Below are 12690 nucleotides of genomic sequence, written 5' to 3' on the forward strand. Positions count from 1 at the left end.
CGTCAGGCGGCCAGCATCTGTTCGATCTTTTCGCGATTGATGCCCTTTTCGCCGATAATGACCAGTCGGCTGCGGCGCTGCTCGCCCGCTGCCCAGGGGCGGTCGTAATAATGATTGACCCGGCTTCCGACCGCCTGCACCTGCAGACGCATGGGCTTGGCGGAAACTTCGACAAAGCCCTTGATACGCAGGACGTTTTCAGCCGCAGCCGTTTCGGCAATGCGCGCCGCCAGTGCTTCCGGATCGGCCACGGCCGGCAGGTCGATGACGAAGCTGTCGAAATCGTCGTGTTCATGGTCCAGTTCACCGTCATGGTGGGTGCGGCGGTTTTCGATATCCTCTTCAACGGCAAGACCAAGACCGATCAGCACGGCGGGGTCGACGGCGCCATTGGAGGCCACAACGATCTTCGCCGCCTTCGGCAGATGTTCGAGCACATGCGCCCTCGCCTTGTCGAGGCCGGCTTCATCAAGGAGATCGGCCTTGGTGAGAACGATGAGATCGGCGCAGGCGACCTGGTCCTCGAAAACTTCCTCAACCGGATCATCGTGATCAAGCGCCTCGTCATTGGCCCGCTGAGCAGCGAGCGCCTCCATGTCGTGCGCGACCTTTCCTTCAGCAAGGGCGGCGCCATCCACCACGGCCACAACGGCGTCCACGGTCACGCGGCTCTTGATGGCCGGCCATTGGAAAGCCTGGACCAGCGGCTTAGGCAGGGCAAGACCAGAGGTCTCGATCAGGATATGCTCCACCTTCGGCTGGCGGCTGAGAATCTGTTCGATCGCGGGCTGGAAATCGTCAGCCACCGTGCAGCAGATACAGCCGTTGGCCAGTTCGACGATGTTTTCTTCCGGGCAGCTTTCAATGCCGCAGCCTTTCAGGATTTCGCCGTCGATACCGATATCGCCGAATTCATTGACGATGATTGCGAGCCGCTTGCCGTCCAGCTTTTCCAGAAGACCACGCAACAGCGTCGTTTTTCCCGCCCCTAGAAAACCGGTGACGATGGTGCAGGGAACGCGGTCCAGATGGTTGCTCATGATCTCTCCTCGGTAAAATCGAATGGGGGAATGCGCGCCACCATGCCGCGCTTTAATGGTTCGGGGCGGCCGCGCCAGGGCATCAGGCCATCTGAAGACGCAGAAAGAAGCCGCGCGCCGGTCAGCAGGTCCCCTGCATCGTCGGGTGTCAGCCCACCAAACACATAGGACCAGCCATTGGCGCTGCGCAGCACGGCACTGAGGCCACGTTTGCAGTTGGCGAGACAATTGACGGAACGGACCGCGATGCCGGACGCTTCCGCCTCTGCGGTGACGGCCTCGGCAAGACATGAGCCGGCACGTGGCTCGGCGCTGGGATCAGCTTCGTCGCGACAGCTTCGGCAAACGAAAACGACCACACCGGACGCCGTTTCATCCTGCGCGTTTCCACCAGCAAATGAAGATGTCGCTGAAATATCCAAACCGTATCGTTCCCGCGCCAAGTCAAATTCTTTGGGGTGCGGATATCGAAAACGGTATGCGCACAGGCACAGACCGGCTGTTCGACGTCATCGACTGACCGGAGCACCCCGCCCGGTAGACGTTTTTCCTGAAGCGGCAGGTCTCCTGGCTTGCGGCTCGATGAGCGCCCGGACACCGCCTTCCCGAACCATCTCTCTGGTCCAGTGGCTTTACGGTGCGGGCTTGCCGCTTACAGTTGCGGGGGCAGCCACGGAATGACCCGTTTCAGGGTGGAACCGTGTTCCCTCTTAGCTTTTCCCGTTGCCGGGGAAAGACCGTCAGTTCCTTACCCTTAGGCCGAACGGGCTTTGGGGTCAATGCCGCCCCCCGTGGCTCGCGCATTGCCGGGTGCGGCAAATTGGGTATAGTCGCCGCTCCGAAGGGCAGGGATAAGTTCCCGGCTGCTGGAGTGAAGAAGGAATATGCGATGACACGCGACATCAGCGACAACGAAGCCGAGCGCCATCGGCAGAAAATGGTCAACCGCAAGACGGTGCAGGATGCCGAAGTCGCGGCAAAGACCATCGAAAAAGGTCTGCTGATGATCAATACCGGCCCCGGCAAGGGCAAGTCCACGGCCGCCTTCGGCCTTGCGTTGCGTATGCTCGGCATCGGGCGCAGGGTCGGCGTCGTGCAATTCATCAAGGGTGCATGGTCGACCGGCGAACAGCAGGCGCTGGCTCTGTTCGGTGACAAGGTGGTGTGGCGTACCATGGGTGAAGGCTTCACCTGGGATACGCAGGATCTGAAGCGCGATGTTGCCGCTGCCGCGAAGGCGTGGGAAGAAGCCGTGACACTGATGGCTGACCAGACGATCGGCCTGCTGATACTCGACGAACTGAATATCGCATTGCGTTATGATTACCTGCCGCTTGACGAGGTCGTGACGACGCTGGCCAGCCGTCGGCCCGATCTGCACATCATCGTCACCGGCCGCAATGCCAAGCAACCGCTGATCGACGCCGCCGACATGGTGACGGAGATGACGCTGGTAAAACATCATTTCAAGGCGGGCGTGAAAGCACAGCCAGGGATAGAATTCTGACATGGCCGCACGGGTTCTGATGTTTCAGGGAACCGGCTCGGATGTCGGCAAATCGCTGATGGTGGCCGGTCTAGCCCGCGCCTTCGTCAGGCGCGGCCTGTCCGTCATGCCGTTCAAACCACAGAACATGTCGAATAATGCGGCCGTTACCGCCGACGGCGGCGAGATCGGCCGAGCACAGGCGCTGCAGGCGCGGGCCGCTGGCGTACCCCTCTCTGTCCACATGAATCCGGTTCTTCTGAAACCGCAGAGCGAGACCGGGGCACAGGTGGTGGTTCAGGGCAAAATCGCCGGCAATGCCAGGGCAGCCGATTACCAGCACCTGAAAGCCGGGTTGATGCCGCGCGTGCTGGATAGCTTCAACCGCCTGAAACAACAGGCCGATCTGGTGCTGGTGGAGGGGGCGGGCAGCGCATCCGAAATCAATCTGCGTGCCAATGATATCGCCAATATGGGGTTTGCGAGAGCGGCTGACGCGCCTGTGATCCTCATCGGCGATATTGACCGCGGCGGCGTCATCGCCAGCCTTGTCGGTACCAAAGTCGTCCTCGAACCTGACGATGCGACGATGATCGAAGGTTTCATCGTCAACCGATTTCGCGGTGATCCCGCGTTGTTTTCGGACGGCATGCGGATAATTCAGAAAAGGACAGGCTGGGCCTCGATAGGCCTTCTGCCGCATTTCTCCGATGCCACGAAACTGCCGGCTGAGGACGCGCTCGGTCTTTCCGGCCCGGCTGAGCGAAAACCCGGCGCAAAGATCCGCATCGCCGTGCCGATCCTGCCGCACATTTCCAATTTCGATGATCTCGACCCTCTGGACATGGAGCCGGACGTGGAACTGATCCGCGTGCGGCCGGGCGAGACCATTCCCGCCGATTGCCGGCTGGTTTTGCTGTGCGGTTCAAAATCCACCATTGCCGATCTCGCCGTGCTGAAAGATGCGGGTCTGGACATCGACATAAAGGCGCATGTGCGCCGCGGCGGCTACGTTCTCGGCCTTTGCGGTGGCTACCAGATGCTCGGAAAAACCGTTGCGGATCCTGACGGTATCGAGGGATCACCTGCGACTGTGGACGGGCTCGGCCTGCTTGATGTCGAGACGGTTTTGACGGGTGACAAGCGACTCGTTTCCGTTCAAGGCGTGAGCTTTGATGGTGTTGGTTTATCCGGCTACGAAATGCATGTCGGGGAGACCACGGGAGCAACAGGCAATCTGGTGTTTTCGACGATCGACAGGCATTACGATGGAAGCATCTCACCCGACGGCCGTGTCTTCGGCACCTATATTCACGGCCTCTTTGCTCATGATAGCCAGCGCGGCGCATGGTTGGAGCGTCTCGGCGGGTGCGGCACCGACCTGAACTATGATGCGCAGGTGGATGCGATTCTCGACCGTCTGGCTGCGCATATGGAACAGCACCTCGATCTCGACGGGCTGCTGGCTATAGCGCGATAAGGATCGCCAGAAGCCCGAATAGGCCGATCAGCAACAGGTCCGCAATCCGTGCCAGCCGCAACGCCGTGCGAATATCGCCGGCGACCAGCGCAGACCTTCCGCCGTCCCCCATGAAACGCGCTTCGATCATCTGTCCGCCGTAAGAACGCGGTCCGGCAAGCGCAAAACCCAGCGCGCCGGCCAGCGCCGCCTCCGGCCAGCCTGCATTGGGAGAGCGGTGGTGGCGCGCATCGCGACGGATCGCGGCAATGGCCGCTTTTGGCGACGCGCCCTCGACAAAAAATGCGGCGACCACAAACAGGCTGCCGCTCAATCTCGAAGCGGGCAGATTGATGAGATCGTCAAGCCGGGCCGAAGCCCAGCCGAACGCTTCATGGCGAGGCGAACGATGACCGATCATGCTGTCGGCCGTATTGACCGCCTTATAAGCCGCGCCACCTGGCAGGCCCAGAAGCCCCATCCAGACGGCAGGGGCGACGATGCCATCGGAAAAGTTCTCGGCGAGACTTTCGATCGCCGCCCGGCAGATCGCCGCCTCATCCAGCTTTTGCGGGTCGCGGCCGACGATCATCGAGACAGCCTTGCGGCCACCCTCAACTCCTTCACGCTCCAGCGCAGTCGCAACCGCCTCCACATGCTGCTCCAGACTTTTCTGTGCCGGAAGCGAAGCACCGAGGATGGCGACCGCCAGAAGTCCGAAGGGCAGGAAAAGCAGAACAGATTGCGCAAACCATGCAAGGATCACCGTCAGCCCGACAAAAACAACCAGCGCCACAACACCCGCGGCCTTGCGCCGTGAAAATGACGCGCTGCCCCGGTTCCATTTTTGGTCCAGCAGCGCGATAAGCGAACCGACCCAGGTGACAGGATGGCCGATATGTTTGAACAGCCAGTCCGGATAACCGGTCAGGCGTTCGATCACGAGCGACAGGAAAGCGAGAGCGAGGAACATGGGCGAGACAATATCAGAAATGGCACAGGCTGCGATCCGCCACGGCGGCAATCTCGGCAGAGCGCGCCTGATGTTTCCAGACGCGTCTGAACCGTGGATCGACCTTTCGACCGGAATCAACCCGCATCCCTATCCGTATTCTGCCATTCCCGCCAGCGCATTCGCTCGCCTGCCGGAGCCCGAGACGGCCGACTATCTGAAACGGCTGGCCGCACTCCATTTCGGCGCACCCTCCGCCCGACATGTCACGCTATCGCCCGGCACCCAGATGCTCATGCCGCTGCTGGCTCAAACCGCACTTGCCCGGGGCGCCAAGAGCGGCGCGGTGCTGTCACCTGCCTACGCGGAACATGCCCGCACCGCACGCATGGCCGGGCTGACCATGATGGAAGTGGAGCATATCAGCGACCTGATCGCTCACGACTACGTGGTGGTGGTCAATCCCAACAACCCCGACGGACGTATCATCGATCGCGAAACTCTTTTGCGGCTCGCCGATTCAATGCATCGAAACGGCGGCCTGCTGGTGGTGGATGAAGCCTTCATCGAAACAGGAGGCGCCGAGAGCCTTGCGGATAGCGTTGATCGGCATGCTCTAGTCGTCCTTCGTTCCTTCGGCAAATTTTATGGCCTGGCGGGAATCCGGCTTGGTTTTGCAATTGCGCACCCAGATATCGCTGCGGGGTTGGAGGCGAGGCTCGGCCCATGGGCGGTTTCCGGCCCGGCGCTGCACATTGCAACGGAAGCCCTGGCGGATGGAACGTGGCAATCTGCGATGCGGCTGCGTCTCGCGGATGAAGCACGGCGCATGAATCGTCTTTTGGAAAAAGCGGGGCTGAACGGGGTTGGCGGCACGCCTCTGTTCACACTGGTGCGGGACGAGCGTTCCAAGGCCCTGTTCGATCATCTCGGCCGTCTCGGAATACTCGTGCGCATTTTCGATGAAAGGCCGCACGACATCCGTTTCGGCCTTCCGGGTAACGACGCTCAGTGGCAGCGCCTTCAAGCGGCGCTGCTCTCTTTCGATCATCCCTCGAAAGTGTAGGTTTCAATCGACTCCGGCTTCATTTCGATGGAGAAACCCGGCAGTTTCGGCGGCATATAAGCGGCGTTTCTGATATCGCAGGGCTCGATGAAATGCTCGTGTAGGTGATCCACATATTCGATGACGCGACCTTCCTTGGTGCCTGAAACCACCAGATAGTCGATCATCGACAGGTGCTGCACATATTCGCAAAGCCCGACGCCGCCAGCATGCGGCCAGACCGGCAGATTGTATTTGGCGGCAATCAGCAGCACCGCCAGCACTTCGTTGAGGCCACCCATACGGCAGCTGTCGATCTGCACCACATCGATCGCGCCTTCAGCGATGAACTGCTTGAACATGATGCGGTTCTGGCACATTTCGCCCGTCGCCACCTTCACGGAACCAATGGCTGCGCGAATCTTGCGATGGCCGGCGACATCATCCGGGCTGGTCGGTTCTTCGATGAAGAAGGGCTTGGAAAAGGCGAGCTTATTCACCCATTCGATTGCCTGGTCCACTTCCCACACCTGATTGGCATCGATCATCAGATAACGGTCGGGGCCGATCACCTCGCGGGCAATGGTGAGACGGCGAATGTCATCTTCCAGATCACGTCCAACCTTCATCTTCACATGGTTGAAACCGGCATCGATGGCTTCCTGGCAAAGACGGCGCAGCTTGGCGTCGTCATAACCGAGCCAGCCTGCGGAAGTCGTATAGCAGGCGTAACCTTCGCTCTTCAGCGTCTCGATGCGTTCCTTTTTGCCGCTTTCGGCTTTCTTGAGAATTGCGAGCGCCTCGTCCCGGGTCAGCACGTCAGTGAGATAACGGTAATCAACGATATCGGCGATTTCGTCAGCGCTCATATCAGCCACCAGTTGCCACACAGGCTTGCCGGCTTTCTTGGCCAGCAAATCCCACACCGCGTTGACAACGGCGCCGGTGGCGAGATGCATCGCACCCTTGTCGGGGCCGATCCAGCGCAGCTGGCTGTCGCTGGTCAGATGCCGCCAATATTTGCCGGGGTTCTCGGTGACCGTGGCAAGATCGGTGCCGACGACGAGGTGACGCATCGCTTCGATGGCCATGCAGCAAATATCGTTACCCCGGCCGATGGTGAAGGTCAGCCCGTGGCCTTTAAGACCCGGCTCATCCGTGTCGAGAATGACATAAGCCGCCGAATAATCCGGATCGGGGTTCATCGCATCGGAGCCGTCCAGGCTCTGGGATGTGGGGAAACGCAGGTCGAAAACACGCAGATCAGTAATTTTTGTCATGGCCGTTTACTCGCGGTCAGTGCCTATGGAAATCGTTCAGTCGTGGTGGAAGGTCTCTTCCATCATAGCCCACCACTCGCCGTCCCTGCGGGTTTCGAGCGGTTTCTGGCAGGGAATCGTAAAGGACCACCATTCCTGGTTCTTGGGGCTGGCCGCCATCTTCGCCATATCGGCGCTGAAATCGGTGCCATGATATTCCCAATAGCCAAACAGCAGGTTTTCCGGCTCCCGCAGGAAAATCGTGTAGTTACGGATATTGCAATCGCTGATCAGCGCCAGAACTTCCGGCCAGACGGCGGCATGCAGCCTTTTATACTCCGCGATCATCTCCGGCTTGACGCCTATGACCATTCCCATACGCTGCATGAAAAACTCCGTTACTTTCTGATGGTGGCAAGCGCCGCGCGCAGCTTTGATTGCGGCAGGCTCAATCCCAGCCGGTCCGCTGCGGCAATGACCGGAGCAAAGCGTCGGCGCTTCTTCTCATCGTGATTACCGGCGATATCGGCCAGTCGATGGGCAAGGAAGGGATTGCGCAAACGCTCCCGCAGCACGCCGATATAGGCCTGCGCATCATTTCCCATGCCTTCAGCAATAAAGACCGGCAGAACCTCGTCGCGCCATAACGTTTCCAAATCCGCGACCAGCGCATTGTCGTCCATTGCCTGACGCACCGTCTCGTCCTTCGCCCGCGCATCCTGCAGCCAGCGTTCCGCCAGATAGGAATGGCCGAGATTGAGCAGGAAAAGCTTCAGCTTTTCATAGTGATCGAGATCGTCCGTCAGCACCACGGCAGGGTGAGTGCAGGGCAGGACAAGCCCTTCCTGCTTTTCGATCGCCCAGAGCGCGTAAGGCTCCGCCACTGCACCTACCGGATCGATAGGCTCGGAAACGATGCGATCGACCAGGCTATTGGCGAAACGGCACTTTTCGTTCAGGTAAAAGGCAAAACCCGCCGGCAATTGCCATTCATCGGCAAGCCGGCGAATGACCTCTTTCAGCTTTTCGCCATTACGCGGCACAAGTTCACAAGGAAAGATGGACAAGGGCGCTTCCGGATTGCGCTGAAAACGTTCGAGCAGCAAAATGCAGAGTTTCGCCGGAAAGCTCCTCGGGACGGCCGTAAAATCCGCCGCGAGATCTGCGCCATCCGCAGAATCAAGCTCATAACCGCGGTCTCCGGTATTGGACAAGATGACAGCAGCTTCGCAGGCGAGGCGGCGTACTTCGGCCCATTCAGTTGCCGAGGTCAGGGCGCGCGCGACAGCCTTGCCCTCAATTTCCTCATCCACGTTCCGCCCGTCACGGATGCCGCGAATGCGCACGGGGTAGGGCGCGCCACTATTCAGCGCCGCGACACGCTTCAGGCTTTCCGCATTGCCGGTCGTCTGGACAATCGCGATGCGACCGATAGCCTCGTCCTTTTCCAGCGCTTGCGAGACAAAGAGGTCCGCATGCGCCAGAAGAAAGCGGCTGGTACCGAATTGCAGGATGGGCGTCTCAGGCGTCATGCGACCTCCACCATGCCTTTGATGACTCCGGCTTTCGGATCGGTCAGCCCTGCGAACTGCGATGGCACGTCGGCAAGCGTCATACGGTGCGTAATCAGCGCCTCAGGTACTTTCCCTTCCCGCAATGCCTGCAACACGCGTTCGAAATCCGCCGGCGTCGCATTGCGGCTGCCAAGCAGTGTCGTTTCACGTTTGTGGAACTCCGGATCGTTGAAGCTGATATCGCTCGCGACGATGGAAACAAGCACATACGAACCGCCATGGCCGACGAAGGAAAAGCCGCGCTCCATGGCTTTAGGATTACCGGTCGCATCGAAGACCGCATCGAAGAAATCACCGTTGGTAATCTCGGAAAGACGATCTTTGTCACCGTCCCCAAGCGTCACTGTATGGGCGACGCCGAGATGCTCCTTGCAAAAATCCAGCCGGTCGGTGCGGCCATCGATCATCGTGACTTCGCCGCCATCGAGAACCGCGAAAACCGCTACCGCCATGCCGATCGGTCCGGCGCCGACGATCAGAACCTTCTGTCCTTTTTCAACGTTGCCACGGCGCACCGCATGCGCGCCGATAGCCAGAAATTCGGTCATCGCCGCCTGGTCGAGGCTCAGCCCTTCAGCCTTCAACACGAATTGCTGCGGCACGTTCAGGTATTCCACCATGCCGCCATCACGATGAACGCCGAGCACGCCGATATTGCGGCAGCAATTGCTTTTGCCCTTCAGGCAGGCGCTGCATTTCCCGCAAGAAATATACGGAATGATGGTAACAACGTCGCCGGCCGACAGATGGCTGCCTTGCGGCGCCTCTTCAACCGTACCGGAGAGCTCATGGCCCATGATCCGCGGATAAGAGAGGTAAGGCTGATTGCCGGTGAAGATGTGGAGATCCGTACCGCAAACCCCGATGCGACGGACGCGCACCAGCACCTCACCTTCGCCACGCACAGGTTTAGGCAGATCCTTGGCGCTGAGTTGACCGGGAGTGTCGCAGAAAATCGCCAGCATGCATCACCTGTGGGAAAGGGAGTAAAAACGAATGGCGTTACCGCCGAAGACTGCCGCATGGTCCGCTGCCGGCACGATATCGCGACAGAAGTCCAGCCATTCCTGATAATCGCCCGCCAGTCGCAAAACCGGCCAGTCGCTGCCGAAAATCACCCGGTCTGCGCCGAACAGCTCCAGAATGGTTTCGGCATAGGGCCGCACTGCTTCCGGTCGCTGATCGCCGCGCTCGGTCAGGAGGCCGGAGAGCTTGCAATGGACATTGGGAAGAGCCGCCAAAGCGCCCATATCCTTGCGCCAGGCGCTGTAGTGGCCGGTCGCAATCAGCGGCTTGGCACCATGGTCGATGACAACAGGCAATTGCGGGTGACGCCGGGCAAACGCGAGGAGATGCGGCAGATTGGGCGGCAGGACCAGCGCATCGAACGCCAGGCCGTGGTTCACCAACGTCGCCACGGCGGGATCGAGCAGCGGATCATCGATCCATGCCACGTCTTCCATGCCCTGCAGCATCGGGCGCACGGCTTTGAACGCCCGACGTTTTGCCCGGCGGGCGATTTCCGTTGCAGCATCGGGAGACTTCATGTCCACCCAGCCGACCACACCTTTGATGAAATCTGTTTCTTCCGCCAGCGCCAGCATGAAATCCGTATCAGCAGCCGTCTCCATCGTCTGAACCAGCACGGTGCCGGAAATTCCGGCCGCGGCCAGCAATGGCGATAGATCCGCTGGAAGAAAATCCCGGTAGATGGCGGCGAGCGACGGCGGCGGCCATTGGCCGGCACGGTCCTTCATTAACCAGAAATGCTGGTGGGCGTCGATAAGCATTGCCTCAGGCCTTTCCGCCCGGCACCGGCGCACCTTCGGCGATCAGACCGCGTCTGTGCAGTTCCGCCCAGAACTCATCCGGAATAGATTGTTCGAACCATTCGATATTGGAAGCTAGCTGCTGCGCATTCCGCGCGCCCGAGACAACGGTAACCGAAGCCGGATGGGCCAGCGGAAATTGCAATGCAGCCGCCTGCAGCGACACACCGACTTCTTCGCAGACACCCTGCAGCGCATCAACCCGCGTAAGGATATCGGCAGGCGCATCGGCATAATTGAATTTGCGGTTGCCCGCGAGAATGCCGGAATTGAAAGCACCGGCGACAACGATGCCGACACCGCTTTCGGCGCAGCGGTTCATGAAAGCAAGGCTCTGCTGCTCCAGCAGCGTATAGCGGCCGGCAAGCATGGCGACGTCGATGTCAAAGACATCCATGGCGTCGTTGACAATTTCCCACTCGTTGACGCCAAGGCCGATAGCGCCAGTTGAACCTTCCTCACGCAGCTTGCCAAGCGCCCGGAAGCCGCCGCCAGCGGTCAGCTGCTCCCAGTAATGCTGGTGCTTTTCGCCATGGGTGTAGGAGCCGATATCGTGCACATAAAGAATATCCGGCTTCAGAACGCCGAGCCTCTGCTGGCTGGCCTCGAAAGAGCGTAGAATGCCATCATAGGAATAATCATAGAACGGGCGGAAGGGTAGCGGCGCAATATAGGCATCCTCTTCCGGGCCGACGGTCTCATCGGGAACCATGACGCGACCGACCTTGGTGCTCAGCGTATATTCGCTCCGGTCATGCTCCGTCACCATGGTCCCCAGGCGACGCTCCGACCGCGTATATCCATAAAACGGCGCGGTATCGAAATAACGCATGCCGCTTTCCCATGCCTTGTCAAACGCACCCTTGGACTCTTCATAGGGCGTAACGCGGTAGAGATTGCCCATCTGGGCGCAACCGAGACCCATGACGGTAACGTCGACGGCGCGGCGCGGCAATTTACGTGTATCGGAGACTTTCATTGCGGAGACTTTCCAGCTTGCCTTTGGAAAGACGCGCCGCCGGTGAAGCGGCGCGTCATCGCTTGATCAGTAAAGAACGTTCTTTGCTTCCGGCTTTTCGATATTGTCCTTGGTGACAACAACGACGCCGGTGTCGACGAACTTCTCGACCTTTTCCTTGTTGATGAGCTTGGTGACGGTTTCGACGCCCTTTTCACCCATCTGATAGGAGCCCTGAACCACGATTCCGGCGAGCGTGCCGTCCTTCACGAAGTTCTGCAGATCCTGGTTGCCGTCGAAGCCGATGGCGACGACCTTGCCGGCCTTGCCGGACTGGGCGAGCGCACGGCCAACGCCGATGGCCGTCGGCTCATTGGCGCCGAAAATGCCCTTCAGGTCCGAATTGGCGGCCAGAACGTCGGTCGTCTGGTTCAGCGCGGTCGCCATCTGCGACTGCGAGTAGAACGGGCCGACGATCTTCAGGTTTGAGTTCATCTGGATGTAATCGGTGAAACCGCCGACGCGGCCGATTTCAGAACCAGCCCCGGCGACATAGGACATGACGGCGATCTTGCCTTCCTTGCCCACCTTGTCGATCAGCGCCTGCGCTGCCAGTTCGCCGGCTTTCTTGTTATCGGTCGCGAGGAACGACTGGTAATATTGCTCAGAGCCCTTGGCGAGCTGCGAGTCGATGAGAACGACGGGGATACGGGCTTCCCAGGCCTTCTTGACGGCAGGCACCAGCGCGTCCGGATCGGAAGGTGCAAGCACGATGCCGGCGACCTTACGGTTGATGGCGTTCTCAACCATGTTAACCTGGTCGGCAATGGCCGATTCCGCAGCCGGACCCTGGAAGGTCATGGTGTTGCCTGAAGAATTCTTCATGGCCGCATCGGCGCCCTTCTGGACGTTCTGCCAGAAAGTCGAATTGACGGTCTTGACGATGACGGCGATTTCACCGGCCTGCACGGTGGAAACGCTCCACAGCGCGATTGCGGATGTCAGAAGGGCAGTCGCAATTTTCTTCATTTCTTCCTCCGTGATGTCGGCATACCGGGCCTCCCCTGCCGATCTTTTTTGCGGAAAGG

General features: G+C 59.7%; 13 protein-coding genes and 1 riboswitch. Of the genes, 3 read left to right on the forward strand and 10 right to left on the reverse strand.

The window, feature by feature from the left end:
* Positions 1 to 2: 2 nt before the first annotated feature.
* Together cobW and QE453_RS22335 are read right to left on the reverse strand one after the other, a co-directional pair.
* Positions 3 to 1040 (reverse strand): cobalamin biosynthesis protein CobW, encoded by a 1038-nt coding sequence (gene cobW, locus QE453_RS22330; RefSeq protein ID WP_309778053.1) that lies wholly within the window; start codon positions 1038 to 1040, stop codon positions 3 to 5.
* Positions 1037 to 1462: a DUF1636 family protein gene (locus QE453_RS22335; RefSeq protein ID WP_309778055.1), complete on the reverse strand. Its 426-nt coding sequence runs from the start codon at positions 1460 to 1462 to the stop codon at positions 1037 to 1039. Before QE453_RS22335 ends, cobW begins: the two co-directional genes overlap by 4 nt.
* Positions 1463 to 1579: 117 nt before the next feature.
* Positions 1580 to 1797: riboswitch (cobalamin riboswitch) on the reverse strand.
* Positions 1798 to 1929: 132 nt separating this feature from the next.
* Here QE453_RS22335 and cobO point away from each other — a divergent pair.
* Both cobO and QE453_RS22345 read left to right on the forward strand, forming a co-directional pair.
* Positions 1930 to 2547 (forward strand): cob(I)yrinic acid a,c-diamide adenosyltransferase, encoded by a 618-nt coding sequence (gene cobO / locus QE453_RS22340; RefSeq protein ID WP_004444179.1) that lies wholly within the window; start codon positions 1930 to 1932, stop codon positions 2545 to 2547.
* Between the two features lies 1 nt (position 2548).
* Positions 2549 to 4006: a cobyric acid synthase gene (locus QE453_RS22345; RefSeq protein ID WP_309778057.1), complete on the forward strand. Its 1458-nt coding sequence runs from the start codon at positions 2549 to 2551 to the stop codon at positions 4004 to 4006.
* Here the strand turns inward: QE453_RS22345 and cbiB are convergent.
* Positions 3993 to 4958: an adenosylcobinamide-phosphate synthase CbiB gene (cbiB, locus tag QE453_RS22350; RefSeq protein ID WP_072495204.1), complete on the reverse strand. Its 966-nt coding sequence runs from the start codon at positions 4956 to 4958 to the stop codon at positions 3993 to 3995. The two genes, QE453_RS22345 and cbiB, sit on opposite strands and share 14 nt — an antisense overlap.
* On the opposite strand from cbiB, the gene cobD reads away from it, so the two are divergent.
* Positions 4957 to 6003, forward strand: coding sequence for a threonine-phosphate decarboxylase CobD (gene cobD / locus QE453_RS22355; RefSeq protein WP_309778059.1), 1047 nt, complete (start codon positions 4957 to 4959; stop codon positions 6001 to 6003). The genes cbiB and cobD overlap by 2 nt on opposite strands.
* Here the strand turns inward: cobD and QE453_RS22360 are convergent.
* The 7 genes from QE453_RS22360 to QE453_RS22390 form a co-directional block, all read right to left on the reverse strand.
* Positions 5985 to 7262, reverse strand: coding sequence for an L-fuconate dehydratase (locus QE453_RS22360; protein ID WP_309778062.1), 1278 nt, complete (start codon positions 7260 to 7262; stop codon positions 5985 to 5987). The two genes, cobD and QE453_RS22360, sit on opposite strands and share 19 nt — an antisense overlap.
* 36 nt (positions 7263 to 7298) lie before the next feature.
* Positions 7299 to 7628, reverse strand: coding sequence for an L-rhamnose mutarotase (locus tag QE453_RS22365; RefSeq protein WP_006700267.1), 330 nt, complete (start codon positions 7626 to 7628; stop codon positions 7299 to 7301).
* Between the two features lie 11 nt (positions 7629 to 7639).
* Positions 7640 to 8773, reverse strand: a complete 1134-nt coding sequence (locus QE453_RS22370; RefSeq protein ID WP_309778064.1) for a mannitol dehydrogenase family protein — start codon at positions 8771 to 8773, stop codon at positions 7640 to 7642.
* Positions 8770 to 9780 carry a zinc-binding alcohol dehydrogenase family protein gene (locus QE453_RS22375; RefSeq protein ID WP_072495207.1) on the reverse strand — a complete coding sequence of 337 codons (1011 nt, stop codon included), beginning with the start codon at positions 9778 to 9780 and terminating at the stop codon, positions 8770 to 8772. The genes QE453_RS22370 and QE453_RS22375 overlap by 4 nt, the downstream gene beginning before the upstream one ends.
* Before the next feature lie 3 nt (positions 9781 to 9783).
* Positions 9784 to 10605, reverse strand: a complete 822-nt coding sequence (locus QE453_RS22380) for an amidohydrolase (protein ID WP_309778066.1) — start codon at positions 10603 to 10605, stop codon at positions 9784 to 9786.
* 4 nt (positions 10606 to 10609) lie between these two features.
* Complete coding sequence (locus tag QE453_RS22385) at positions 10610 to 11623, reverse strand: aldo/keto reductase (protein ID WP_006700264.1); 1014 nt, start codon at positions 11621 to 11623, stop codon at positions 10610 to 10612.
* 66 nt (positions 11624 to 11689) lie between these two features.
* On the reverse strand, positions 11690 to 12631 hold the full coding sequence (locus QE453_RS22390) for an ABC transporter substrate-binding protein (RefSeq protein ID WP_004444202.1): 942 nt from the start codon (positions 12629 to 12631) through the stop codon (positions 11690 to 11692).
* Positions 12632 to 12690: the final 59 nt, after the last annotated feature.

The sequence above is a fragment of the Agrobacterium sp. SORGH_AS_0440 genome (assembly GCF_031453135.1).
Classification (GTDB): Bacteria; Pseudomonadota; Alphaproteobacteria; order Rhizobiales; family Rhizobiaceae; genus Agrobacterium; species Agrobacterium pusense.

Coding starts and splice junctions, on each gene's coding strand:
- cobW (WP_309778053.1), bottom strand. CDS start 1,040: ATGAGCAACCATCTGGACCGCGTTCCCTGCACCATCGTCACCGGTTTT.
- cobO (WP_004444179.1), top strand. CDS start 1,930: ATGACACGCGACATCAGCGACAACGAAGCCGAGCGCCATCGGCAGAAA.
- QE453_RS22345 (WP_309778057.1), top strand. CDS start 2,549: ATGGCCGCACGGGTTCTGATGTTTCAGGGAACCGGCTCGGATGTCGGC.
- cobD (WP_309778059.1), top strand. CDS start 4,957: ATGGGCGAGACAATATCAGAAATGGCACAGGCTGCGATCCGCCACGGC.
- cbiB (WP_072495204.1), bottom strand. CDS start 4,958: ATGTTCCTCGCTCTCGCTTTCCTGTCGCTCGTGATCGAACGCCTGACC.
- QE453_RS22360 (WP_309778062.1), bottom strand. CDS start 7,262: ATGACAAAAATTACTGATCTGCGTGTTTTCGACCTGCGTTTCCCCACA.
- QE453_RS22365 (WP_006700267.1), bottom strand. CDS start 7,628: ATGCAGCGTATGGGAATGGTCATAGGCGTCAAGCCGGAGATGATCGCG.
- QE453_RS22370 (WP_309778064.1), bottom strand. CDS start 8,773: ATGACGCCTGAGACGCCCATCCTGCAATTCGGTACCAGCCGCTTTCTT.
- QE453_RS22375 (WP_072495207.1), bottom strand. CDS start 9,780: ATGCTGGCGATTTTCTGCGACACTCCCGGTCAACTCAGCGCCAAGGAT.
- QE453_RS22380 (WP_309778066.1), bottom strand. CDS start 10,605: ATGCTTATCGACGCCCACCAGCATTTCTGGTTAATGAAGGACCGTGCC.
- QE453_RS22385 (WP_006700264.1), bottom strand. CDS start 11,623: ATGAAAGTCTCCGATACACGTAAATTGCCGCGCCGCGCCGTCGACGTT.
- QE453_RS22390 (WP_004444202.1), bottom strand. CDS start 12,631: ATGAAGAAAATTGCGACTGCCCTTCTGACATCCGCAATCGCGCTGTGG.